The 23,768-nt window shown below is 60.6% G+C and carries 26 protein-coding genes; 17 read left to right on the forward strand and 9 right to left on the reverse strand.

Annotated features, from left to right (window positions below):
* Positions 1-17: 17 nt before the first annotated feature.
* Positions 18-1,226, reverse strand: coding sequence for an MFS transporter (locus EEB12_RS16490; protein WP_179154637.1), 1,209 nt, complete (start codon positions 1,224-1,226; stop codon positions 18-20).
* Positions 1,227-1,404: 178 nt separating this feature from the next.
* Here EEB12_RS16490 and EEB12_RS16495 point away from each other — a divergent pair, with 178 nt between their 5' ends.
* Both EEB12_RS16495 and EEB12_RS16500 read left to right on the forward strand, forming a co-directional pair.
* Positions 1,405-2,490, forward strand: coding sequence for a PQQ-dependent sugar dehydrogenase (locus EEB12_RS16495; protein ID WP_084324749.1), 1,086 nt, complete (start codon positions 1,405-1,407; stop codon positions 2,488-2,490).
* A gap of 109 nt (positions 2,491-2,599) precedes the next feature.
* Positions 2,600-3,004 carry a DUF4259 domain-containing protein gene (locus EEB12_RS16500; RefSeq protein WP_029256654.1) on the forward strand — a complete coding sequence of 135 codons (405 nt, stop codon included), beginning with the start codon at positions 2,600-2,602 and terminating at the stop codon, positions 3,002-3,004.
* A 25-nt stretch (positions 3,005-3,029) separates the two neighbouring features.
* On the opposite strand, the gene EEB12_RS16505 is transcribed toward EEB12_RS16500, so the two are convergent.
* Positions 3,030-3,713 carry an SDR family oxidoreductase gene (locus EEB12_RS16505; protein WP_141488132.1) on the reverse strand — a complete coding sequence of 228 codons (684 nt, stop codon included), beginning with the start codon at positions 3,711-3,713 and terminating at the stop codon, positions 3,030-3,032.
* Between the two features lie 77 nt (positions 3,714-3,790).
* Here EEB12_RS16505 and EEB12_RS16510 point away from each other — a divergent pair, with 77 nt between their 5' ends.
* The 3 genes from EEB12_RS16510 to EEB12_RS16520 all read left to right on the forward strand — a co-directional run bounded on the left by EEB12_RS16510 (position 3,791) and on the right by EEB12_RS16520 (position 6,139).
* Positions 3,791-4,372 (forward strand): TetR/AcrR family transcriptional regulator, encoded by a 582-nt coding sequence (locus EEB12_RS16510; protein WP_218775658.1) that lies wholly within the window; start codon positions 3,791-3,793, stop codon positions 4,370-4,372.
* A gap of 128 nt (positions 4,373-4,500) precedes the next feature.
* Complete coding sequence (locus EEB12_RS16515) at positions 4,501-5,382, forward strand: MBL fold metallo-hydrolase (RefSeq protein ID WP_020909662.1); 882 nt, start codon at positions 4,501-4,503, stop codon at positions 5,380-5,382.
* A gap of 52 nt (positions 5,383-5,434) precedes the next feature.
* A complete protein-coding gene (locus tag EEB12_RS16520) occupies positions 5,435-6,139 on the forward strand; it encodes an SDR family NAD(P)-dependent oxidoreductase (RefSeq protein WP_019745976.1) in 705 nt (234 codons plus the stop codon).
* A gap of 49 nt (positions 6,140-6,188) precedes the next feature.
* On the opposite strand, the gene EEB12_RS16525 is transcribed toward EEB12_RS16520, so the two are convergent.
* Both EEB12_RS16525 and EEB12_RS16530 read right to left on the reverse strand, forming a co-directional pair.
* Positions 6,189-6,566, reverse strand: a complete 378-nt coding sequence (locus tag EEB12_RS16525) for a hypothetical protein (RefSeq protein ID WP_084324721.1) — start codon at positions 6,564-6,566, stop codon at positions 6,189-6,191.
* A gap of 25 nt (positions 6,567-6,591) precedes the next feature.
* Positions 6,592-7,962 carry an APC family permease gene (locus EEB12_RS16530; RefSeq protein ID WP_371326911.1) on the reverse strand — a complete coding sequence of 457 codons (1,371 nt, stop codon included), beginning with the start codon at positions 7,960-7,962 and terminating at the stop codon, positions 6,592-6,594.
* Positions 7,963-8,116: 154 nt separating this feature from the next.
* Here EEB12_RS16530 and EEB12_RS16535 point away from each other — a divergent pair, with 154 nt between their 5' ends.
* Entirely contained in the window at positions 8,117-8,788 is a 672-nt protein-coding gene (locus EEB12_RS16535; protein ID WP_141488133.1) for a DNA alkylation repair protein, read from the forward strand.
* A gap of 5 nt (positions 8,789-8,793) precedes the next feature.
* Here the strand turns inward: EEB12_RS16535 and EEB12_RS16540 are convergent, their stop codons facing one another.
* The gene (locus EEB12_RS16540) at positions 8,794-9,738 is read right to left on the reverse strand and encodes a GlxA family transcriptional regulator (protein ID WP_019745972.1); all 945 of its coding nucleotides are present in this window, start codon (positions 9,736-9,738) and stop codon (positions 8,794-8,796) included.
* A 205-nt stretch (positions 9,739-9,943) separates the two neighbouring features.
* On the opposite strand from EEB12_RS16540, the gene EEB12_RS16545 reads away from it, so the two are divergent.
* The 4 genes from EEB12_RS16545 to EEB12_RS16560 all read left to right on the forward strand — a co-directional run bounded on the left by EEB12_RS16545 (position 9,944) and on the right by EEB12_RS16560 (position 12,919).
* Positions 9,944-10,618 (forward strand): DJ-1/PfpI family protein, encoded by a 675-nt coding sequence (locus EEB12_RS16545; RefSeq protein WP_020971299.1) that lies wholly within the window; start codon positions 9,944-9,946, stop codon positions 10,616-10,618.
* Between the two features lie 34 nt (positions 10,619-10,652).
* Positions 10,653-11,123: a DUF2269 family protein gene (locus EEB12_RS16550; RefSeq protein WP_020971298.1), complete on the forward strand. Its 471-nt coding sequence runs from the start codon at positions 10,653-10,655 to the stop codon at positions 11,121-11,123.
* 82 nt (positions 11,124-11,205) lie between these two features.
* On the forward strand, positions 11,206-11,871 hold the full coding sequence (locus EEB12_RS16555; protein ID WP_179154639.1) for a HEAT repeat domain-containing protein: 666 nt from the start codon (positions 11,206-11,208) through the stop codon (positions 11,869-11,871).
* 13 nt (positions 11,872-11,884) lie between these two features.
* Positions 11,885-12,919: a MerR family transcriptional regulator gene (locus EEB12_RS16560; protein ID WP_020909655.1), complete on the forward strand. Its 1,035-nt coding sequence runs from the start codon at positions 11,885-11,887 to the stop codon at positions 12,917-12,919.
* 44 nt (positions 12,920-12,963) lie between these two features.
* On the opposite strand, the gene EEB12_RS16565 is transcribed toward EEB12_RS16560, so the two are convergent.
* Positions 12,964-13,335: an SdpI family protein gene (locus EEB12_RS16565; protein WP_141488134.1), complete on the reverse strand. Its 372-nt coding sequence runs from the start codon at positions 13,333-13,335 to the stop codon at positions 12,964-12,966.
* A 147-nt stretch (positions 13,336-13,482) separates the two neighbouring features.
* On the opposite strand from EEB12_RS16565, the gene EEB12_RS16570 reads away from it, so the two are divergent.
* Complete coding sequence (locus EEB12_RS16570; RefSeq protein WP_258537284.1) at positions 13,483-13,839, forward strand: hypothetical protein; 357 nt, start codon at positions 13,483-13,485, stop codon at positions 13,837-13,839.
* Here EEB12_RS16570 and EEB12_RS16575 read toward each other — a convergent pair.
* Positions 13,799-14,785 carry a hypothetical protein gene (locus tag EEB12_RS16575; RefSeq protein ID WP_141488135.1) on the reverse strand — a complete coding sequence of 329 codons (987 nt, stop codon included), beginning with the start codon at positions 14,783-14,785 and terminating at the stop codon, positions 13,799-13,801. The genes EEB12_RS16570 and EEB12_RS16575 overlap by 41 nt on opposite strands.
* A gap of 631 nt (positions 14,786-15,416) precedes the next feature.
* On the opposite strand from EEB12_RS16575, the gene EEB12_RS16580 reads away from it, so the two are divergent.
* A complete protein-coding gene (locus EEB12_RS16580; protein ID WP_141488136.1) occupies positions 15,417-16,538 on the forward strand; it encodes a transposase in 1,122 nt (373 codons plus the stop codon).
* Positions 16,539-16,591: 53 nt separating this feature from the next.
* Positions 16,592-17,035 (forward strand): hypothetical protein, encoded by a 444-nt coding sequence (locus EEB12_RS16585; protein WP_141488137.1) that lies wholly within the window; start codon positions 16,592-16,594, stop codon positions 17,033-17,035.
* A 233-nt stretch (positions 17,036-17,268) separates the two neighbouring features.
* Here the strand turns inward: EEB12_RS16585 and EEB12_RS16590 are convergent, their stop codons facing one another.
* Entirely contained in the window at positions 17,269-17,865 is a 597-nt protein-coding gene (locus EEB12_RS16590; RefSeq protein ID WP_141488138.1) for a recombinase family protein, read from the reverse strand.
* 711 nt (positions 17,866-18,576) lie between these two features.
* On the opposite strand from EEB12_RS16590, the gene EEB12_RS16600 reads away from it, so the two are divergent.
* Positions 18,577-19,449: an SMI1/KNR4 family protein gene (locus EEB12_RS16600; RefSeq protein ID WP_181447548.1), complete on the forward strand. Its 873-nt coding sequence runs from the start codon at positions 18,577-18,579 to the stop codon at positions 19,447-19,449.
* 251 nt (positions 19,450-19,700) lie between these two features.
* On the forward strand, positions 19,701-20,051 hold the full coding sequence (locus EEB12_RS16605) for a hypothetical protein (RefSeq protein WP_261989821.1): 351 nt from the start codon (positions 19,701-19,703) through the stop codon (positions 20,049-20,051).
* A 774-nt stretch (positions 20,052-20,825) separates the two neighbouring features.
* Here the strand turns inward: EEB12_RS16605 and EEB12_RS16615 are convergent.
* The gene (locus tag EEB12_RS16615) at positions 20,826-21,410 is read right to left on the reverse strand and encodes a hypothetical protein (RefSeq protein WP_141488141.1); all 585 of its coding nucleotides are present in this window, start codon (positions 21,408-21,410) and stop codon (positions 20,826-20,828) included.
* Between the two features lie 475 nt (positions 21,411-21,885).
* Here EEB12_RS16615 and EEB12_RS16620 point away from each other — a divergent pair, with 475 nt between their 5' ends.
* Positions 21,886-22,902 carry a hypothetical protein gene (locus EEB12_RS16620; protein WP_141488142.1) on the forward strand — a complete coding sequence of 339 codons (1,017 nt, stop codon included), beginning with the start codon at positions 21,886-21,888 and terminating at the stop codon, positions 22,900-22,902.
* 260 nt (positions 22,903-23,162) lie between these two features.
* Positions 23,163-23,738, forward strand: a complete 576-nt coding sequence (locus tag EEB12_RS16625; protein ID WP_141488143.1) for a hypothetical protein — start codon at positions 23,163-23,165, stop codon at positions 23,736-23,738.
* Positions 23,739-23,768: the final 30 nt, after the last annotated feature.

A 23,768-nucleotide genomic window follows, 5' to 3' on the forward strand; every position in this document is an offset into this window, starting at 1 on the left:
GACGGTTGATCGGGTCGTCAGTTGACGACTTCGGCGGCGGTGCGCTTCGTGCGTTCCTTGCGCAACAGGATCATCAGCGGCAGAAAGTAGAGAGCGGCAACGCCGGTGCCTACCAACACCGGCCCAGTGGCACCGAGACTCGAGGCGAACGCGAACCCGGCGATCCAGGAGCCGACCGCCGTGCCCAGATTGAACGACGAGGTGCTGAGAGCAGAAGCCATCGTCGGCGCCTGATCGGCATAACGCACAGCCATCCCGATCAGGATGGGATTGGTCGACATGCCGAATAGTCCCAGCATGACTACGAGAATCACCGTCACGATCACGTTGTGCGAGAAGAGGCAGAGCGCCCCGAGTACGAGAAACGTCATCGCTGCCGAGACGAACAAGACCCCGTACTGATGCTTCGCACCGAGTCGACCGCCGAGATTGGAGCCGACGAACGCACCGAGTCCGTAGCCGACAAGCACTAGCGGCACTGCCGACGCAGCAAGTCCCGTGTTCTCGGTCAACAGCGGAGAGATGAAGCTGTACGCCGCCAGCGACGACCCGCACACGACGGCGCAACCGGACAGAACGAGCCAGATGCGTCCGTCCCGTAGGCTCGCGATCTCCGCTCGCCAGGACGGCACCGCACCGGAGTCGGTGTCGGCGGGTACCAATCGGTGGACGACGGCCGCGGCAACGAGTGCGAGGGCGGCGAGGGCCCAGAAAGGACCACGCCACCCGATGCTCTGACCAGCCAGAGCGCCGAGCGGAACACCGATGACGTTCGCGAGCATGCCTCCGCCCAAGACGATGCCGAGCGCCCGCGAGGAAGACGCCGGGCCGGCCGCTTTTGCTCCGACCACTGCGGCGACTGCCCAGAATGCGCCCGTCGCCACGGCTGTGAGGAAGCGGGCGCCGAGAATGAGTCCGAAGTTGGACGAGAGCGCGACGATGACGTGTCCGATCGCGAAAACAACCAGCGCCGAGCTCAAGGTCACGCGTCGAGGAACCCTGAGTGTCAAGATCGCCATCGCCGGCGTGCCGACGATCATTCCGATCGCGAAGACGGTGATCATCAGGCCGACGTTCGCGATCGACGTACCGAGGTCACCCGCGATCTCGGGAAGAATGCCGGCGACGACGAATTCGGTTGTACCCATCAAGAAAACTCCGACGGCCAGCACGTAGATCACGAGCGGCAGGCGGCCGGTTTCTTCGACGGTCGGGGCGGAAATCATGAGGTGGTCAGTTCTCTTTCTGTTGACGACGCGCATGTCGTGGCGCACCCGTCCAGGGCATCACGCCTGTCGCCTGCGAGGGAGTCCCGGTCGTTGGGGGTACTCGAAGGGACTCCCGGTGTGGCCGATTGCGCGCTACCGTCGGCGCAAAGACTGCCTGAACCCGGGAGACGCGCCCATGACACGACGACAGATCCGAGGACTGGGCGCCGCCGTGCTCGTCTCGGCCTTCCTGACGGCTTGCGGTAGCGAGGATCCTGAAGGGCCCCGTCCGCAGGCAAGCACGACAACACGATCGGCGCCCGCCGCGGCCTTCGGTGAACCCGAGACCGTCGCCGACGGCTTGGACGCGCCCTGGTCGATCGCATTCCACGGCGACACACCACTTGTCAGTGAGCGCGACAGCGCGCGAATCCTCGAACTCGACGCCGGCGGAAACAGCCGCGAGGTGGGAGTCGTCGACGGCGTCAGCCCCAGAGGTGAGGGCGGTTTATTAGGGATCGCAGTACGTGAAAACCGCCTGTACGCGTACTTCACCGCGAACGGGGAGAACCGGATCGAACGCTTCGACATCATCGGTGCTCCGGGGGAATTCGCGCTCGGGCCGGCCGAGACGATTCTCGACGGGCTCGCTTCGGCCAACTACCACAACGGTGGTCGCATCGCGTTCGGCCCGGACGGGATGCTGTACGTGACCGTCGGTGATGCCGGTAGTCGAGACAGGGCTCAGGACCTCGACTCGATGTCCGGGAAAATCCTTCGAATGACTCCGGATGGCGATGTGCCGCTAGATAATCCATTTCCGAACTCGTTTGTCTACAGCTACGGCCACCGCAACTCCCAGGGCATTGCCTGGACCGAGGACGGCACGATGTACGCCAGCGAGTTCGGGCAGGACACCTGGGACGAGCTCAACAAGATCGAAGCAGGCGGAAACTACGGGTGGCCCGAGGTCGAAGGGATTGCGGGTGAAGACGGATTCATCGACCCGCTCCAACAATGGTCACCTGACGATGCCAGTCCCAGCGGAATCGCCATCCACGACGGCACGATCTACATCGCCAATCTTCGTGGTGAGCGACTCCGCACGGTGCCCTTGACCGATCCCGCGACCGCCGACGAGCAATTCGTCGATGAATACGGGCGCCTCCGTGATGTTGTAGTCGCAGCGGACGGGTCGCTGTGGATACTGACGAACAACACCGACGGACGCGGCGACCCCAACCCCGGTGATGACCGCATCATTCGCGTGCCGTTGCGCTGATGTCGATTTCCGGCGAACGCAGTACTTCCAGCCCGAGGATCCTCGCCGAAGCCGGTGATTCACTAATATCGTTACGACAGATGACGCGGGTACGGATCGGAGAGACAGCATGGGGACTTGGGGTTCAGGACCTTTCGACAACGACGTAGCGGGCGACCTGCTCAGCGCGGTACAGGCGGGTGACTACGATATCGACGATTACGCACGCCACCCCGACGACGGCTACCTCGATGCCGATGATGCTCAAACAGCTATTGCCGTCGCCGAGATCCTTGCGGTTGCGCACGGGGTTGCACCGGCGCCTGTGCAGCTGGCCGAGATTGATGCCGCCGGGTACGCCGGAAGCTTGAGTCCGGAGCAGAAGGCATGGGTCCTCACCGCACTCGAGCGTGCCGTCGCAGACAGCGACACGTCGGAGTTGTACGAGTTGTGGGAAGAAAACGGTCCGGAAGACCTCGCGGCTTGGCGGGCACCGATCCTGGGCAGATTGGCGAGTCTCAAAACGGTGGGATGAGTGTCACTCGTCAACAGTCCCTTGGTTACTCGGAGTTCGAAGACGACAGACTCCCCTTGACGTATCGGGTGGTGTCGTCGGCGAGGATCTCAGCCAGCCCACGTTCGATGCCGTCCAGGGCCTGCGCGGCGACATCGGCCGGATCGATCTTCTGTTCGGCCGGTACGCCCGCAGCCATATCGGTATCCATGTATGCAACGTGCAGTGCCGAGACGGCGATTCCCCGCGGCGCCAGTTCTTCTCGAACGGCGTCGGTCATCGCCCACGCCGCTGCCTTCGATGACGCGTAAGACCCGAGCGCAGCCGGATGGAACCAGGACAGCACCGAAAGAACATTGAGTACTGTTCCGCCTCCGTTGTTTTCGACGACCGGAGCAAACGCCCGGGTCACGGCAAGCGGGTCGTAGAAATTGACGTCCATCTCGCGGCGAACGTCATCGATGTCGCCCCCGATCAAGGGTGCCGAGGTAGAGATTCCGGCGTTGTTGACCACCAAGGTCACATCCGATGCGATTTGCGCTGCGGCGGTGATCGATTCGGCGTCCGTCACGTCCAACCTCAGGGGGATGACGCCGGGCAGATCGACAGTTTCCGGATTGCGGGCAGCCGCGTACACCTTCGCGCCGCGCTCGACGAGCCCTGCTGCCAGATGGCGGCCGAGTCCGCGATTGGCTCCGGTGACGACCGCAACCGTCTTGTTCAGGTCCATGATTCTCCCAGGGTTGTGACTGTCGGTGACATTTAGATTATGAATCAAATCTAAGTGTGGGCTAGGATAGATGTCAAGTGAAATCCAAACTGGAAGGCGTTGTGATGGGCCGCGTATCGCAGCAACAAGCGGAAGAGAACCGTCGGCGCGTCGTGGAAACCGCAGCTCGTCTGTTCCGAGAGAAGGGCACTCACCTCAGCGTCGCTGACTTGATGAAGGCGTCGGGGCTGACCCACGGTGGTTTCTACAAGCAGTTCGCGTCCAAGGACGCGCTCATCGACGAAGCGACCACCCATGCCTTCGCTGAACTGGCGCAGCTGCACGCAGCAGGTCTCGAAAGGCACGCTGGCCAGCGTGACGAGGCTCGACAAGCCCTGATCGACAACTACCTCTCCGTGGAGCATCGCGACAATCCGGCAGACGGATGTCCCGCTGCTGCACTCGCCGCCGACATGGCACGCGAGCCGGCAGACAGTGAGGCCCGTCGGGTGTATGTCGAGGGGGTCGGTGATTTTGCCGAGGCGCTCGCGGATGAGGAGCATGACGGGCTGGTGCGTCTCTCGACCATGATCGGCGCTCTGGTCCTCTCGCGAGCCACCAAGGGATCGTCCCTCTCCGAGGAAGTCCTTGTCGCTGCTCGTGACGAGCTCACCGGGTAGTCCAGGATGATCCGCGTACGGCCCGCTGACCCGGCCATGCATACTGACTGAGGTCTCTGTCAGCGATACCTTCGATTGCTTCGAGATCTGCAACGTCACTACCCGATGGCCGCAGGGAGAAGCGAGAGATGTTCACACCCACAGAATTTGGCAAAGTCTCGGTGCTGGTACCAGAGAACGGTGGGACCGTCCCCTTCGGAAACACCGTGGTCGTGCACGGATCCGAACGCACGCTGGTGATCGACCCGTCCCTCTCCCTCGACCGCGATCCCGTGGGCGCAGACCTCGTCTTCATCAGTCACGGCCACGAGGACCACGTTGCCGGTCTCCGGCATTTTCAAGCACCGACGTACGCGCACAACCTCGACGCACCGTCGGTCGCCTCCCTTGACACGATGCTCACAAATTACGGCCTCCGCCCCGAGGAGCGAGCGGAGGTCGAACATTCAATAGCAGCGCAGTACGGCATTCCCCCGACGCACGATGACGTTTCCGGGATCGCCGACGGCCACGTCTTCGACCTCGGAGACCGCACGGCGACGGTCATTCACCTACCTGGTCACACTCCCGGACATTGTGGCCTCCTCATCGAGCCCGACGGCTTCTTCTATGTCGCCGACATCGATCTCACCTCCTTCGGCCCGATGTACGGCGACCTGGGCAGTAGCGTCGACGACTTCCTCGCCTCCATCGACCGCGCCGCGGGCATCGACGCTCGGTGGTACGGCACCTTCCATCAAAAGGGCGTCGTCGAAGGCAGCGACGAGTTCCGTCGCCGGCTGACCGCCTACCGCGACAAACTGCTCAGCCGCGAAGAAAGACTCGTCCAATTTCTCGGTGAACCAAGGCAGTTGGAAGACATCGTCGCGCATCGCCTCGTCTACCGTCCGCACGTCAACGCGCCGTACGTCGATGCAGTCGAACGACGAACTGCGCAGCTGCACCTTCAGCGGCTCGTTGCGGCCGGTGCCGTTGTCACGCTCGAGGGCAACGTATTTCGGCGTGCATGAATGTGTCGTGTCATCCATTGGATGTGAACAGAGCGGGCAGAAGGGTGCAATTGTGGCGAGGGTAGTTGTTGTCGGCGCGAGCCGGGGACTTGGTCGTGCATTGATCGAGGGCTTGAGGAGCGATGGTCACGACGTTGTCGGTATTTCTCGTCGGCGCCCTGACGGGTTCGACGTCTCCGAGTGGATCGAAGCAGATCTGACCGACCCTGTTGCGGCAGCGAACTCGATCGACCAGGAGCTTGTCGGAGGTGTAGACACCCTGATTTGCAACGTCGGAATCTGGGAAGGGGACGCCTTCACTTCCGATTATGTGTTCACAGATCAATCCGACGTCGAAATGCTGGAAATGATCAACGCCAACATCACCGGCACGATCCTTTTGTCGAAGCGCCTGATCCCACGGATGATCGGGCGTCCTCGGCCTCGGATTTTCTTGACCGGTTCTACCTCGGGGCTCCCGCGAAGCGGTAGGCCGGAAGTTGCGTTCGGCGCATCGAAGTCCGCGATCAACGGCATTGCCGACGCGTTGAGAGAGGGCTACCGGAAGGACCGACTCGCAGTGACGGTCCTTCACCTCGGATATCTCAACACGGAAGATGGACTCGATGTGCCCCGAGACATCGCTGCTGCCCGCGGAGATGGGTCTCTGGTTCCCGTGCACGACGTCGTGGATACCGTGCGCTCCATCTCGAATCTGTCGTCTTCGTCATCGGTTCGAGAAGTGGTCCTTACTGCCATCGACGACACACGATTCTGAACGACAGCTACCGCTTCGGTCTGTGAATCCGATTGCCGAACAGATGTATTCAGAGAATATTGCCCTCGATGAAGATGAAGGCTCCCGCCAGGTACACCAGGGTGAGCCCCGTCAGGAGCCACGCCATGTACGGCCGGATGTAGAGGCGCCGCAGACGGTGCAATCGCAGGGAGGCTCGCAAGAACGCGCCTACGGAGCCGAGTAGCAGCATGAGGCTCGGGACGAAGACGGCCAGTCGGCGATCTTTCTGTGAGCACAGCAAGGTGTCGGTACCGAAGCATTCGCCCCGCCGGGAGCCCAACCAGACGATCGCGACAACCAGTGCCGCGGTAGCCAGAACGACGGACAGGCCGTACGTCAGGGTTCGCCTGTTGATTTTCTGCTCTCGACGCTGAATTACATCTGGTGTGTCAGAACTGTCGGTCATCACACCCCCTTTCGAACATCGCACCTTACTTCGTGGATCGACGGCGGGAGAGGGCGTACAGCACTACTCCGACCGCCAAGAGTAATGATGCGCGCAACCACGTTGCGGCGCTCTGCTGGGTGAGCAACGCAACGCACGTACCGAGGGCGAGGATCGGAAAGATGATCGGTGTCCGGAAATGACTGTGTTGCACTGCGTCACGACGCAGAACCAGGACCGCGATGTTGGTGCTGATGAATACGAAAAGCAGCAGGAGTACCACCGTCTCTGCCAGGGCTGACAACGATCCGGTGACGCAGAGAGCCATGGCAACGGCTGTGGTTGCGATGATCGCCACCCAGGGGGTCCGGCGCCGCGGCAGCACGCGCGCGAATGCGCTGGGGAGCAACCCTTCCGACGCCATTCCGTACGTCAGCCTGCTTGCCATGATCATTGTCAGCAGTGCGCCGTTGGCGACGGCTACCAGAGCGATCAGGCTGAACAGGCGAGGCGGAACACCGACGTCGGCGGCTGACACCACTGCCAGTAAGGGGCCGGAGGACGCGGCGAGCTCGTCGGCGGGCAGCACCACCGAGACAGCCAGGCCGACAAGGACATAGGCGGCGCCCGCCGTCAACAGGGCTCCGAACAGTGCGCGTGGGTAGACCTTGCTCACGTTCTTCACTTCTTCGGCGACGTTCGCCGAGGTTTCGAAGCCGACGAACGAGTAGTACGCGAGGAGCGCCGCTGCCAACACGGCGAGTGCAGGCGATCGACTGTCGTCGAACTCCACGACACGGCTCAAGGTTCCGTCGCCGTGCCCGAGAACTACGCAGGCGAGGACGACAACCATGACGAGGCCGGTGACCTCCACGACTGTCATGACGACATTTGCGCGCATCGACTCCTTGATGCCTCTGGCATTGAGAAGCCCCACCAGGAGGAGGAAGACGAGCGCGGCTGGAACGGTCGGGACGTCGATGAAGGCTTTGAGATAGTCACCCGAGAATGCGAGGGCGAGTCCTGCTGCACTCGTGACACCGGCCGCCAGCATCGAGAAGCCGACGAGGAATGAGATCAGCGGTTTCCGATACGCCCGTTGGGCGAATACTGCTGCACCGCCCGCCCGCGGATATTTGGTGACCAGTTCGGCATACGACGTTGCTGTCAGCAATGCCATGACGAGCGCTACGAGCAGTGGTACCCAGACGGCTCCACCAACTTCACCGGCGATGACGCCCACCAATGCGTAGATACCGGCGCCCAGGACGTCTCCGAGGATGAACACGAAAAGGAGTGGGCCGGTTATAGCCCGAGTGAGAACGTTCTTACTGCCGCCTTCATCTCCGCCTGCGGTTTCGTCCACGTTCTCGGCACCCGCGGCGCGTCGCATATGCAAGGTTCGTCCTGTCTTCATGGTGACGTGCCGCCACCTCAGGAGCAGACATGTACCCATTGGTCTAAGTTTCAAACACGGGTCGGACGTGGATGCGTCGGCGCGTGCCGTCCCGTGCTTTCCTTGTAGGTGACTTGCAGTAGGTGAATCGCAGAAGTAGTGACTGGAGGACGGCGTGGCTGAATCGACGGTTGCCGCGGTGCTGGACGAGTTGGCTGCGCTCGAGGATCCGAAGGTGCGCGCAGTGAACGAGAAGCACGGTGACGATCACGGTGTGAACCTGACAAAACTGCGGGCAGTCGCGAAGCGACTGAAAACTCAGCAGGAACTTGCACAACAACTTTGGGCGACGGGCGATACCGCAGCGAGGCTGCTTGCCCTCTTGATCTGTCGTCCGAAGGCGTTCGAGCGTGACGAGTTGGACGTCATGTTGCGTGAGGCTCGTACTCCCAAGGTGCATGACTGGCTCGTCAACTACGTGGTGAAGAAGAACCCGCACGCGGAGGATTTGCGGGTGGCCTGGACCGCCGACTCCGATCCCGTGGTTGCGAGCGCCGGTTGGGCCCTGACTACCGAGCGCGTAGCGAAGAAGCCCGAGGGCCTGGATCTTTCAGGATTGCTCGACGTCATCGAGGCAGAGATGAAGGATGCCCCTGATCGCCTGCAATGGGCGATGAACCACTGCTTGGCCCAGATCGGGATCGAACATGCCGAGTACCGGGCCCGCGCAATCGGCATTGGTGAGCGTCTGCGAGTGCTCGAGGACTACCCGACTCCCCCGAACTGCACCTCGCCGTTTGCGCCGATCTGGATCTCGGAGATGGTGCGTCGACAGAGCGAGAAGTAGGTCAGCTAGCGCGACGTTCGAAACTGCGTCCGGTATCGCTGTGGACTGGTGCCGACCAAGTCTCGGAAGCGTTCGCGGAACGTGGTGACGGCATTGAATCCGACTTGTCCCGCAACACGTTCGATGGAGTGGTCGGTGGTCTCGAGCAGAAATTGCGCTTGACGGAGCCGCGCGTGATGGAGCCACTGCAACGGCGTCGTACCGATTTGTTCCTGGAAGCGGCGGTTGAGCGTGCGAGTGCTCATCGTTGCCTTGGCTGCGATTGTCGTGATGTCGAGTTGCTCCCCGAGGTTCTCTTCCATCCAGTTCAGTAGCGGCCGAAGGGTTGTCCCGCTGGGCACGGGAGGTTCGTGGACGATGAATTGTGCTTGCCCTCCGGCACGTTCGAGCGGCATCACGCTCAGCCGCGCCGTGTCGGCGGCGACCGCGGACCCGTAGTCCTGACGGACCATGTACAGACACAGGTCGAGTGCGGCCGCGGCGCCGGCGGAAGTCAGGACGTGCCCGTTGTCTACGTAGAGAACAGCGGCATCGACGTCGATGGCCGGGTGCCGGCGGGCCAACTCCGACGCAGCCGCCCAGTGCGTCGTCGCGCGAAGTCCGTCGAGCAAGCCTGTGTCGGCGAGTGTGAATGCACCGACGCACAGTGAGGCGATGCGCGTGCCGCGATCCGCGGCAGTTCTGAGGGCGTCGATGATCTCGGGGTCGATCGGCACGTCGAGATCGGCGGTGCCCGGGATGATGATCGTGCTTGCCTGGGCGAGACGTGAGAGTCCGTGCGGTACTCGCATCGTGAACGTTCCGGTCTCCACCTCCTCGGTGAGCGCGCACACGGAGGTCCGGTAGGCCGGTGCACCCGAGGGGAGCCTGCATCGTCCGAAGACTTCGAGGGGTGCCGCCAGGTCCATCGGCACCACCCCGGGCAACGCGAGAACTGCAACGTCATGCATGTCTGAAACGTAGCGTATGTGGCGCGAGATTCGGTGATCTCGTGTCTTGAAATATCCTCTCAACTGGTATTTCACAGAATGTGTGAGGTTGGCTGAAAGCCGTCGAAGGTTGGCTTTCAGCCGTCGCCATAGAGGTCAACTTCCTCCTACTGTCGTGGGAACAGCGACGTGCACAGGAGCGCGTCGCACAAAATCGGAGGTTGCAGTGCACGCGCAGATCGTGTTGTTCGACGGATTCGATCCCATGGATGTCGTGGGTCCGTACGAGGTGCTTTACGCCGGGGGTCTCGCCAGCGGTGGGGCGTTGAGTGTCGAACTCGTCAGCGCGGAGGGGCCTCGGACCGTCGTGAGCGGAAGTGGTGAACTCGAGATGACCGCCACTGCAACCCTCGATGTCGAACACGCGGATCTGATCGTCGTTCCCGGAGCATCGGGTCTCTTCGAACCCAATGCGGACCAGCCGGGTTCCAGCTTGCCGGAAAGGCTCGCGGCCACAACGGAAACCGAACTGCCTGTCATGATGCGCCGTGCACTCGACGATCCTGGTGTTCTCGTTGCGACCGTCTGTGGAGGATCATTGGCGCTGGCGATGGCGGGGCTTCTCGAAGGGCGCCGCGCCGTGACGCACCATCTTGCCGTGGACGCACTGGCGGCCGGCGGTGTAATTCCGATCCAGGCGCGAATCGTCGACGACGGTGACCTGATCACCGCCGGCGGTGTGACATCCGGTCTCGACCTGGGCCTGTATCTGCTGGAACGATGCCTCGGGCCCCGGATAAGTCTCGAGGTCGAAGCGCTCTTTGACTACGAGCGTCGTGGAACGGTGTGGTCGGCCAAGGGCGCCGAGCCTGTAGTCACCTTCGCCCCGGACGCCGCGTGAATACGCTTGTGCGTACCGAAACGCGAGAAATCCCATGACCGGAATCCTGCTGTCCCTCCATGTGATTGCGGCCATTCTTGCCATCGGCCCCGTCGCTGTGGCGGCGAGTATGTTCCCGGTGGCGAGCCGCGCCGCGCTCGCCGATCCGGACAGCGCCAGTGTTGCGACGACGGGCATGCTGCATCGCATCGTTCGGGTGTATGCCACGATCGGCATTGTCGTTCCGATGCTCGGTGTCGCCACCGCCGTCAATCTCGGAGTGCTCGGTGACGTGTGGATCCTCACCTCGATCGCACTCACCGTCGTTGCCGCCGTGATACTCACCGCGGTCGTGCTTCCCGCCCAACGGCTGACAATGGCGGCGATCGAAGGAACCGGGTCCGTTGTGGATGTCGCAACGCGGCTCACCCGTCGGCTGGGCACTGCGACGGGAATCTTCAATCTGCTCTGGGTCGTTGTCGTCGTGCTGATGATCTTTCGGCCAGGATCGACAACCGGCGTGTGATCCGAGGCGACATTTCACGTGTCGGAGGCAGTGACGCTTGACCTTGACACAGTGACAAGGGTTCCACTGGTCGGTGAAGGAGGTGGTTGTCGTGAACACAACCAACCACGGTGGGCAGCATGCTCACCTCGTCGACGCCGTGGCCGCAGCAGATCCCTCGGTTCGACTGCGCGCCGCGCTTGCGGTCGGCACACGCCCGGATCCTCAGTTGACGGATGCCCTGATCGATCGGTGCGCCGTCGAGCCGGACTTCTTCGTCCGCGACATGCTGACCTGGGCGTTGTGCCGCTTGCCGGCCGAAATCACGGTGCCGAGGCTGATCCGTGAGCTCGGGTCCGATGGCTCGCAAGCCCGCAGTCAGGCGCTCCACACTTTGTCCAAGATCGGCGATCCGATCGCGTGGCCCGAGGTCTCTGCGCTGGTCCACGACCAGGACGACGAGGTTGCGCGCAGTGCGTGGCGCGCGGCTGTGGCTCTCGTGCCGGCGGGAGACGAGGGCGCACTCGCGGCCGATCTGGCCACAGAACTCGGTCGGGGTGAACTGCAGATGCAGCTCAGTCTGAGCCGCGCCCTGACCGGGCTCGGCGAGGCTGTGCTCCCGGTGCTCGACGCGGCCGGTACGAGCCCGAATCCGCGTGTCCGAGCGCATGCTGATGCTACAAAGCAACTCTGGCACGACCCCGACGGTGGATTCGCTCTCTCACACGAGTTGGCGAAGCGCGTCGCGGCAATCGGCCCGGACGCGTAGGAAGGGGAGACAGATGTTGATCGGCGAGGTCTCGCGGCGTTGTGGTGTCAGCACACGGATGCTGCGTCACTACGACACTTTGGGGCTGGTGAAGCCGACGGGCCGCACGTCCGGCGGCTACCGCGAGTACTCCGCTGACGACATCCGTCGCCTCTTCCACGTCGAGAGCCTGAGGACATTGGGGCTCTCGTTGAACGAGGCCAAGCGTGCACTGGACGAACCAGACTTCGCACCGGCCGATTTGGTGGGTGAACTCATGCAACACACTCGGCAACGGATCGCGGCGGAGGAGGAATTGCTGACCAAACTCGAAAGGGTCGACGCCACCGCCCCTTCGGAGTGGGACGACGTCCTGCGCATGGTCTCGCTGTTGCGTGCACTCGAATCCGAGTTCGCCGCCCACCGCCAGCAAGCGATTCTGTCGCAGGACGCGAATGCGGCATTGCCCGTGGACGCACTCGTCGAGGCCATCCTGTCGGAGAGGGATGCCAACGTGGCGGGAGCATTGCAGTGGGCGTTGGCGAGGACCGAAGGTGCGGGCCTTGCAGGTCTGACGAAGGGGCTCGAATCGGAGGACGTCGAGGTTCGACGTCGCGCGACGTCGGCCATATCCGGGATCAACACCGAGGAAGCAACTCGGTCTCTGAAGCGAGCTCTCGATGATTCGGACGCGATAGTCCGCGCCGACGCCGCTCTCGCCCTCGGATCTCGCGGAGAGGCTGTCTCGATGCCCGCTCTCCTCGAGATGGTCGCCGACGGGCGCCGCGACGTCGAGGCAGGCGAGGTGCTCGGTCTTCTCGCGGAGCACTCACCGACAAGCGGTGAGGTCGTCGATGCCGTGCAGGCAAGGCTCGACGGCACTGACGACGCCCCGACGAGGTTGCGAATTACGCAGGCGCTCGCCGAGATTCCCGGCGCGGCAGCACGCGAAGCGCTCGCCCGGATCACCCACGACGACGACAAGACGGTCGCGTCCACGGCAGCAGCGATTCTAGAGATGCGCGATCGAGGACCACGTCGGCGCGAACGACCGCGTATCGGGGACTGAAAGCCGAGATCCAAGGCGCGTCTGACAGCGGCGGGGTCAGGCGGTCAACGCTGCAACGACTTCGCCGCGGCGTTGCCCTTCACTCCTGCAAAGAGCAGGAGAAGGAGCACCGCAAGAAACACGACTGTTGAGGTGACAGCCGACACCACAGATCCGAAACCTGTCACGACGCCGATGGCGACCTGCATGCACAGTCCCGCTACGGCAGTCCACATCGTCCGGCGCAGAAGCGGCTGCGCACTCTGATGTGCCAACTGCCACGCCTCTGGACTCGCGATCGTCGACTTGGTCCGTATGCCGACAACGGGATTCGGTTCATCACCGACGAGTCGCGGCATGAGCCCAGCAACGAACGCGAGGATAAGCGTCGACGACGTCAGTGAGACCGTCAGACCCAGTAAGTCAGGCGATTCCATCCGTCCAGCCCCCAATCGGCAGATGTTGACGCAGCGGACATTCCAGTCTGGGGTGCCGCCGGGAAGCACACCCTCGCCGAAACCATCAGCGACGTACTGGCGGCCAGTCCGAGCAGCACGGCAGGGGAGAAGCTGACAGCGATCTTCATGTCGCTCGCACAGCACATCGGCGAAGACACCAACCTGCGGGCCGGCATGAAACTCACCCTCGAACCGACCATCAACAACGGCGCAGCATTCGCACACTGGGTCGACGCCATCAGCGACATCATCGATACCGCCATCACCGAAGGCGAATTCACCGACACCTCCACAACACACCGACTCGCATGGAACCTGTGCGCCGGCACCATCGGAGCCGCCAACGCATCAGCAACCTTGAGAGAAGACGTCGACTTCGCAACCCGCATCGAAGACACCGTCACAGCCCACACAAAGGCTGCAACCCATCTTGATCGGGAATCTACAGCTCGGAGACAACGCGAGGGGCGCCATCCTGAATGAGATTGCCCTGCAGGAGTTCCGTGTGACAGGAGAACCGTCCGGTTGAGTTCTTCAATACGGCTCGTGCCGCCGCGGGCGACACGGCACCCGACTCGACTTGTTTGACCAGATCAAACAGTTCTCGAGTGTCAATTACCAAACCATCAGGGTCAGCGAATGAATCGAGTTGGTCGTCCGCGCCAGCAAAGATTTCGGGTCGGCTTTCGGGACTTTGCGTACGGAAGATGTTGGCTACGTACCACATACTTCCTGCATCACACCCGTGCCGACGCTCGTAAGCCCGGCGGTGTTTCATCACATCCATGAGATCGTTCGACTTCGCGCCCTTTGCGTAACCCTTCACTTCGACGATCGCACTCCAGTCGTCCTCGGACACCAAGAGGTCGGCGGTCTTCGCCACTCCTTCGCTCACGAGTGCATCAAGATCGACAACATCGAATTCGAATGCCTTGAGCGCGTAGGCCACGGCTTCGACGAGTTCATCACCTGTGGCCATCAGCAGCTTTCGCTGAGGCGATTGCTCAACATCACCACTCAGTACGTCAAGTTTGACCTCGGACTCTCGGATTGCAGAGGCCAAGTGATCGATCTGTTCTCTTGCAGAATCGATTTCGTTCCGTAACGTCAGCACGCGCTGCTGTTGGTCCGCGGACATCCACCGTGCGTCGGACGTCCAGCTCGGCGACGAGGGAAAACGGTTCGGGTCTTGTGCATTCCATTCGGTAAAGGCCACACGAAGAATCGCGTCCAACGCCTGATCAGCTTCCTCGGGGAAGTACCACACCTCGCGGGCACCACGATGAGGTCGATAGATGACCGCGATCGCCTCGCCATCAGCGTTCTCTAGAAGCGGTTCCCATTCCACGTCCTCGATGCTGTAAGACCGATGCAACACTGCTCGTTCGTGTGGGTACTGCGGCAGGAGCGGAATGATGTGCCGTTTCACGAGATTCGCTCGCTCCTCGCCCAATCCTCGAGGAGGTAGCAGCTCATGCCCGGGCTTGAGCTCAGTTCGGAGCACACTGTAGGACTCGAACAAAGAACTAGCAGGACCGGAGATGCCGGACCTATTGCCAGCTGACCCGCGGAAGCTTCCGAGCGCCCGCCCGCCGATTTGAACCACGCGTAGCTCGCGCGAGTCGGGAAGCGCAGGCAGAAAGGGCGAATTTCCAATTGCGACGATCGAGTCCCAAGTTTTCCATCGAGGCGTGTTCCGTACAGGCGTAATGCTCTCGGTATACTTCGACACCGCCGCTGTGATCCGATCCTCGACGCCCCCGTCACGACCCCCGACGAGCACGCACGGCGGCGGAAAAGCGTTCACTATGTTCAACCCGGTTCCTTTCAAAACTTGCTGTAAATCGCGGAGACCATGCCTACTTGGTAAATCTATGGCAAGGCCGATCCGGGCTAGGAAGTAACAGCGGCATGGAACACCAAGGTCGCCCAGTCGGCCTATCGACCTCGGAATTGTTCGTTTTTTCGTATACCCCCAGACTCCCCAGCGCTTGCCGCATCCCGGAACTTCGCCACGGAGGGCCGGTGTCGCATCGTGTACTTTGCGATAGATTCCAAGGGTGAAACAGACCGGGACCGCTGTTGTCGATCACCATCAATTCGTCGTCGGATCGCAGACTGCCGAGACGTACGAGCCGTCGGAGACTGGCAGCGTGATCGAGGTAGGACCAAACTTTGTCACCATCATGACAGGGATCGCGTACGGCCCAGTCTCATTGACTATCGAGGTATTGGACGACGAGCCTGGCGAGCTCGATCCTTCTTCCGTGGAGTGGGAGGTGGTGGAAGAAGCGACGGTCAAAATCAGCAGACCTTTCCGGGTCATCACCACGGATGGAGACCTGCTGCCGGACTTCGCGAAAGTCCCAATCACCAAGGGAATGAACATGTTCCGCGTATCGGGACGCGGCCGCGACCTCAAATGGGACCTCACCGTAACTGAACCAACAGAATCATATTTGGTGCAGGTGTGGAAGGTGACCCAGCCCGCTGCCATGCGCAGACTTCACAAGACCGACACCGCCTGGAACGACGAGATCGTGACCCACCCGGTTCGGAACTTCTGGGATCCCGATCCGGCGGGAGATGCGACCCTCTATCTGAGGTACGGCTATGAGCAGATGGCGACGTGGGCGAAGGAAGAAGCGATCCGATGGGGTGGACGTCCACCCACGGAGACACTCCGAAGGCACGGCTACGCCCAGGAATTCGCAGGTCACGACAGGATGCTCGTCGACGCTCTTGTCCGATGTCGAGCACCGAAACTGCGGCGAATCGCGGCATGGTCAGCGCGTCGTGCGTACACGATCGCCGGCATCGACCACATTGAGTGGATTCGCGCCGGGCTGGATGCGTTGGACAACGCTGATCCATTGCCGTACCCGTTCGACGATCGGGCCAGCACTCATGTGTGGGAAGTCTTTCAGGCCGAGCCCCGTATCGAATTATGGACGACGGACGAGAGCGGAGAGAGAGCGGCTAGTGCTGCGCTTATCGCCCTCAATGCGCTAACCAACGCAACCATGGAAGAGCCGCTTTCGGCTGTGTTCCACAGTCTGCGGACCGCTGCACTCACCGATGGATCCGACTATCTGCAACTCATCACTGACCTTCGCCGTGAGTTCTTTCCGAAGTTGGCCCCAGCAGACCAGTACGAGCGCTGGATCGGTCACAGCCTGTAAAGGCGCACCAGTTTCAGAGAAGCAATACACCTTGGCAGCGAAAAGGAAGAAACATGCCATCCCGTGTCAGGCTTGCGATTGTCGCCGGCTACGTTGCCGCACCTCTTGTCGCAGTGGGGATCGTTGCCTTGAGCGAAAGATCGAGCGAGCAGAGCCCCTCGCCCGGCGAGATCGTCGTGATCGGATCCGAAGGTCCAGCTGCTCAAGACGATCCCAATGAACCGCCTCCTACTCCGAATCCTTACGCAATCGACTACCCGCTTCCTACCGCAACGCTCGAACTGGACTTACGCGAAGTCGAGAGGTCGGTGTATGCACAAGCGGTCGCAGACTTAGCGCCAGCTCCCGTCGACAGGGCACAGTGTCTTCAATCGCGCGTTCCGGCGAAACCTGGGATCAAGTTCTCCTGCAACATCTACACGACCAATGAACACAAACGGACATATTTCGTGACCGTTGGCGATGTGCTCGGCAACTACACGATCACTCCCGCCTGACCTCAACCTCATAATCGGTCTCGGACACGAACGTCGCCGGCTGGTCCCACAGGGTGACCAGCCAGGGGAGTCTCGCAAAACCCCGTGCCACTGCTTTTACATCGACTGTTGCCGAGTTCTCTATCACTGTGCCCTTGTCGATTTTTTGACACGTTTACACAGAGCTACCTGGCACGGGGAACGCGACGAGATCTGCCGAGCGTTGACGTGACGAACTGACTTCCGGCTAGTTTTCAGAGCGCCGGAAGCATTTCGGTTTCCCGTTCGGTGCGCGCCAACTCGATATTCGCGTATAGCGCCGACCGCTTCAAACCGGTGTTCCGGCAGAGTGTTTCGATCTTGAACTGCCCGGTTTCATAGGTTTGCAGCAGGTATGCACGCTCTTCCGGGGTGAGCTTGTGCTGACGACCTTTCATTTTGCCGGCTGCAGCAGCCGCAGCCACGGCGTCCCTGGTCCGGCTCCGGATCAGGTCTGACTCGAATTCGGCCATCAGCCCAAGGACACCGATGAACATCTTGCCCATCGGATCGGCAGGGTCGTAGATCTTCCCGTCGATCGACAACGCAACGCCCTTGGCTGCAAGGCGCCCGACCGTCTCGTGGAGATCTTTCGCCGATCGGGAGAGGCGGTCGAGTTTGGTCACGCAGAAGACGTCACCTTCGCGGGCGGCGTTGATCGCATTATCGAGTCCGGGGCGCCGGGTCTGCCTGCCACTGATTCCGTGATCGACATAGACCCGTTCGCGATCGACGCCTTCCTTGGCAAGAAGCTCGACCTGAATCGACGAATCCTGGGCCGCCGTACTCACACGTGCGTAGCCGATCTTCATTCCCGCTCCCGATCTTCGCCGTTCACGACGTCCCGGACACAAACTGTCCGCTAGAAACTATGCCATACCGGACTGATCCAACGGATACCTATATCGGACAAGATCGAGAGAATTTCGCCACGTCAATCTCACACAGAAGCTCGTTTGTGATCGTCCGGTATGACGGATGGTCAAAACGCACACCCAAACCCGCAGGAGGGCGCTCAGCGGATTTGGATGAGGAGGTGATGGTTGAGATTCTCGTTGGGTAGCGTGCGTATGTGACTCTGGAAGAGAAGTTGTGAAAGCGCCACCCCGGCCGGTGGCCGTGACAGTGCTGGTCTTTGCCGGTTTCGGCCTAACGTGTGGACTAATAGGTGCTGCGGTGTTGTGGTGGTACTACTCCCAACCGCTCACGATCTATACGGCCAGTTACCAGCCAAATGACTTCCGATCGATACGGATCGACAAGGTCTCGGTTTACCGATTCATAGTGGGGCTGATCATTGGTGGACCCATTTTCGGGGCCGCAGGCGGAGCACTCGTTTCAGGGGCGGGTTGGAATCTCGCGCGGCGAGAACACGCATGATTCTGTCTAAATGACTCTGTTCAATTCCCGTCTTCCAAATAAGAAGGCACGAGCGCGAAACGGGTTGGTTCAGTCGCGCTCACCCCTTCGGAAATGTGGAGCACATGTTTTCCTGGATAGCGACGTTCGACAATGAGCACAACATGACTGAGGTGTACAAAGGGTCTGCGCCCGACGAAAGTTCCGCCTTCAAAGACATGATTGCCACTGCTCGAGGGGTCTACAGGGAACGGCCAGACGTACGTGCGCGACACTGCAGTTTGGGTATTGCAGCGGATCGGTTTGTCCCCTACAAGCTGTCGACTGCGGCAACTTCAGTGCTCCTCCCAGACGAGGAACTGATCGAACTCATCAACGCTGCGATGGAAACCCAGCGCTACCGCGATGAAAACTACCGCCGCACCATGGAAGAGTCGCGGGCCTCGCGGAAGAAGTCGGTGCCATCCGAGGTGGTACTGCCGACGTCGGTGGGAGAGTCGTGGGCTCGGATAAGTGCCTGGTGTGACGCGTCGACGCCCGGTTGGGACACCGAATTCGCTCCTTCGACCGCAGAATTGTGCGTGCGGTACGCCGCCGCGACCTCGGTGACGTGGCCGGAACAACTCGTCGATTTCTACACAGTCCACAACGGGACCAGAGGGATGATGATCACCCCACTCGGACCGTTCTTATCTCTCGACGAAATGCGAACGTATCGAGAAGCGATGCTTCAGGCATGGTCCGATCAGTCCGATGAGGATGCAGGCGAGGCCGGCACCTTCCAACGGCGATTCGTGAAGGGATTCATTCCGATCGCTGGCAATACAGACTCACTCTTTGTCGTCGATCTTCGACCTGGAGCCACCCACGGATCGGTAGGACTCTACTACGGGGAGGATGGAATCGACTCATCACCGCAGTGGGAAAACCTCGCCACGTTCGTCGGCGACATAGCCTCCGCCCTCGAGAACGGTAGCACTTTCTGGTCCTTCCACCCGGTAGTAGCCGAAGGCTATCTCGACTGGGATCTGGACTAGCAGCAGCAGAAGCACTCGTTTTGCCCGAGTGCGTCCGCAAAGGCCGTACCCGTCGTTATGAGGATTTGTATCCGAGATCGTCCGGCGTGGCCATGGTCAAAACGCACACCCAAACCCGCAGGATCGAACTGAGCGTGTGTCTATTTCGAGGGGCGTCTCCGCTCGGAGGATGACGCACGCGCTGTCACAAATATCAGAGACATGTACGGCCCGATGTACTCTGAACCATGCCGCTATCGTTCCGTCGTGCGTTGAAGATCGTCGCGGTATCGCTAGTAGCCGTCGTCGCGGTGTCCTACCTGTATTTTGCTTCCGCATATCGAAGCGCCAATGTCTTCGCGCCTCCCGAACGCATCACGTCGCTCGGGCGAACATACCTGATCAGCAATTTTCCGCCACGCAGTCATGAAGAGCTTGAGCGGCGCTACTCGCAGGGCCATGGCACGAGCTACACCTTCGAACGGGTGAGCTCCTTTCCGGTTCCTCTAGGCCTGCCCGTATATCAATGGCAGAACGACCAGATCCGAGGCTCGGCAACGTCAAGTGCCTATCTCGAGTGGGGTGACAGCTACATCAGCTATCAGCTCTCTGGTGCGCCGTAATCCAAAAGGGAAATTTGTAAGTTAGTGACCCGCGACAATGACCGCCGGTACCGAGCAGAGAGCGTCTGGCTATTACCGCGCAGGGACGACGGTGAAGGTGAAGCGGTTGGGGATGCGTGGCGTTGGTTTCCGTGAGATACGAAGTGAGCAAGACGGCAGCGTCTGTTGCCAACGACCGTGCCGCGTCTGGTGTACGACCTCGCGCCCTCACCGCCAGGCCCGATACGTCCGGCGCCGACGTGATCGTGAGGTCGGATTCGTAGTCAGAAGAGCTCCCACCACGAGTTTGTGCAAGCAATTCAGCAGTCTTAGTCAGATCGTCTGGTGCAGCTTCGACGTCGATCAGATTGAAACTTACCGAACCGTCGGAGGGCTGGTGGGTGCTGAATTCGACTACCGCTGTCTTTGTGAAAGCAATCGTTTTCGTCCACTACAAAGCCACCACCACAACAACCACAACCACAACCATCGCAGCAGCAAGGTCAGTGCTAAGCGGCTACGGATGGCGAAGATTCTCGTCGGTTAGTTATACAGCTCACTACTAACCTCAATCTTTCACCAGCAGCACCTAGATACGCATCCCGGACATGACCGGTCGACCCGTGTGCAGCCGGGATCCTGCCGGATTCCACTTTCCGGGGGTCGTGTTCTTTCCGTTCGTACCGACAGGATTCGCCAGGCTCTACGTTGGCGCCGGCAACGCCTCCAGCCTGGTCAAATGCTCGGCTGACCTGCCCATTTGGGATCTGCACGATGTGAATGTGTGACCATTCCTTACAGGAATGCGTACCAGTTTTCGGCGACGGGCTTATAACGACGGGATTCGTCCGGGTTCAGGGTGCAGTTCGCCGTGTATATCCACCCGGCATTGTGTACGACGCTCTGCTCGAGGTCGGCGAAAAACACGCAGCCCTCTTTGATATACACGTGAAATTCTAGTTCGTTAATCACGGTTCTTTGGCCGGCATATGGCGTCGGGTTCTGTTGTATTGAGTGTGCGACCGCCTCCATCCCGCCCCGGGCCCGGTCGAAGGCGCCTTCCCTCGGGGTCGGCACCAGCACAAACACCAAAGCCGTCGTCGCCACAACCATCGGGGCAAGTCCAGTTCTCCACGACCACCGCTGCTCACGTTTCCAGTAACCGTAGGACCGGAAGATCCAGAGCGTGCCAACAACGGCCAAACCTAGGAGAGCTGATCCCACCGTCGCCGGTTCGAGGAGGAGAACCGCTGGCCGGGGGTATCTCCACCAGTCGTAGCGCACCCCAGCAAGCACCGCGAGGAACGGGACTGCGGCGAACGCGAACCCAAGTCCAGGTGTACCGGGTCTGAGACTCTCGTTGCCACGATGACCGCTCACCCTTGTCTCCTTTGTCGTCCCAGACCGGAATTTGTCGTCCCAGACCAGAACGATTCCGTCCTGCTCAAGCTCTCACTGAGGGCAACGAGATCGTCCCCCAGCAATATTGGTCCGATTTCGGCTGCGGTCATGATTCGTCGGTTGTCAGAGTAGTCGCCGGCATTCGGTAATGATTTTCCCGAAGTACTGTCGTCAGATCGCAGTCCGACAGCCCAATCGGTGATGTGTTGTACTGATCTTCAGCTACGAGCTGGAGCATCGTGTGAGAGGCCCGCAAATCGTCCGTTTGCCTATGGTCAAAACGCACACCCAAACCCGCAGAAACGAACTGAGCCCGTGCTGGCTGATGGGGTTGAAGTTTGTCATCCCTCGGTGCCTCAACCGAGGGATGAAGTTTCGTGAGCCGGTAGCGTTTGTGATCTAGCCTCGTTTTCGGTCGCATCGTCGTGGGGCATATCGAGGGGGTGTCGAACGCGTGGATTCAGCACGGGGTCGAAGGACGAAACTCGCTGCGGCGGGGCTGATTATCGCTGTAGCGGCTGCTGGTGCTATCGGAGTATCGAAGTTCATCACGGCCAACTCACCCTCTGTGGTCGTCGAGGAGAACAGCAGTTCAGGGCAACGTGAACAACGCAATCCGGCATGTGAACCCCTCCTCTCGGACTCCGAAGCAGCTACATCGCCCGACACTGCCAACACATCGACACGATTGACGAACATAGTGCAGACCGCTGCGGATCTCCTGCGAGTTAATGGAGCGGCTTGGGGTCCCCAAGTCGCCGTCGGCAGTGAGCTGTCTATTGAGGAAGCGTTCGAGCATGCCGGTTCGGTTCCGGGAGATGCGATGGTCGCAGAAATGGAATGGTTACGTCAGGCGCAACGAGACGGACTCTACGATGGCCCCGATCAGTCGCTCGATTCACTTGTGCGCCATATCGATTCGACCACGATCTCGGATCTCGACCTCGTTGATCATCTGGGACCGAATTGGCAGGCGGTAATCGATGTCATCGGAACTGTCGCGGCGAATGGGTTTGACGAATACGTGAGCATGGTGCGCGCATCACCTGCGATGAGAGCAGCCGATGCGCTCGACATTCGGTCTGCGTTGCGGGGGAAGGCGGTAGCCCTCGGATTCGAGGCGGAATGGGACGGCGCGCAGGAGGTAGTCGCTTTTTACTTTCAGCAATGCACTTTGGCCGCGTTGGCGCAGCGAGAGGTGAACTCCTCTGTCGAGGAGTACGTACGTGATTGGGATCTGGCGGAGGCTGTGGCGCGTGACGCGGTAGCCGCTGCCTTCGCCGCAGATTTTTCGAGCGACGAGAGCGGTGAACAGGTCGAGATATTGGCACGAGGTCTTCAGATCGTTCAGGTCCCGAGCGAATTCGATCCTGATTATTTACTGACCAGATCGGTGGATCCGTATGAAAACCTGCACCCAGAGGAAGCCGAGCTTCTCAAATTAGAGGATCCATTGATCGAGGGTGAGTGAGCCCTGGCCCCCGCCGCCCTGAAGGGGTGGTGCGACGAGCCTGAAGGCAGCTGTCGGCGTAGCGCAGCGGTCCGTGGACTCCGCGTCGGAACGCCGCTCTTCCCGTCGAGGCTTGAACTGTCCGTTTGTCGACGGTCAAAACGCACACCCAAACCTGTAGGAAGCCGCTCAGCGCGTTTCGGTCGGTTCTCGCCCATCGGCGGATTATCTGACTTCGTGTGCATTCCCGACCTGGCAAACTCACTGAAATGAGAATCTCGGTGGGTGCCACGACGGCCTGGACGGTCCTGATGTTGGCAGGGACCCTGGTGGCCTGTTCGTCAGACGAAAACAAAGTCGAATCGTCTGACAGTCGGTACATCCAGTCGGGTTCGGTGCAAACCCCTGATGGACAGCTGATGATCGCCGGGCCGATCTCGTCATGGGTCGAGGGACCTACGGGGATGCCACAACTTCCGTATGCAATCTTTTCTGCCGATGACGCGCGTATCGGTGCATCTGCTGATGACGGCGTTGTCATCATCCATACTGGAAATCAGTACGGACCCCGCGTGGAGGTCACCGTCAGTTCGGTGCAATCGCAACCGGTCGACGAAGAGGGTTGGGAAGAATCGTTCGATCTCGAGTTTTCGACGGTCGACGGTCAGATGTACTTGTATGACATGGAATCGTTCTCGTATGCAAGTGGTTTCGAGCGGCCGATCACCTTCGACGGGCCGGGTGAGTACGGTATGCGGGTTTCTACCAGAGGGCGGCTAGCGAATCGAAACGAAGCGAGTTCAGCGCTTCCAGAAAATTATTTGCTTCAAGTGTGGAAGTCGGCGGAGCCTGAGTAGGCGATTTCCACACTGAGTCGGTACAGATCT

Origin of the sequence: Rhodococcus sp. WS1 (assembly GCF_003797745.1) — a bacterium.
GTDB lineage: Bacteria > Actinomycetota > Actinomycetes > Mycobacteriales > Mycobacteriaceae > Rhodococcus_F > Rhodococcus_F erythropolis.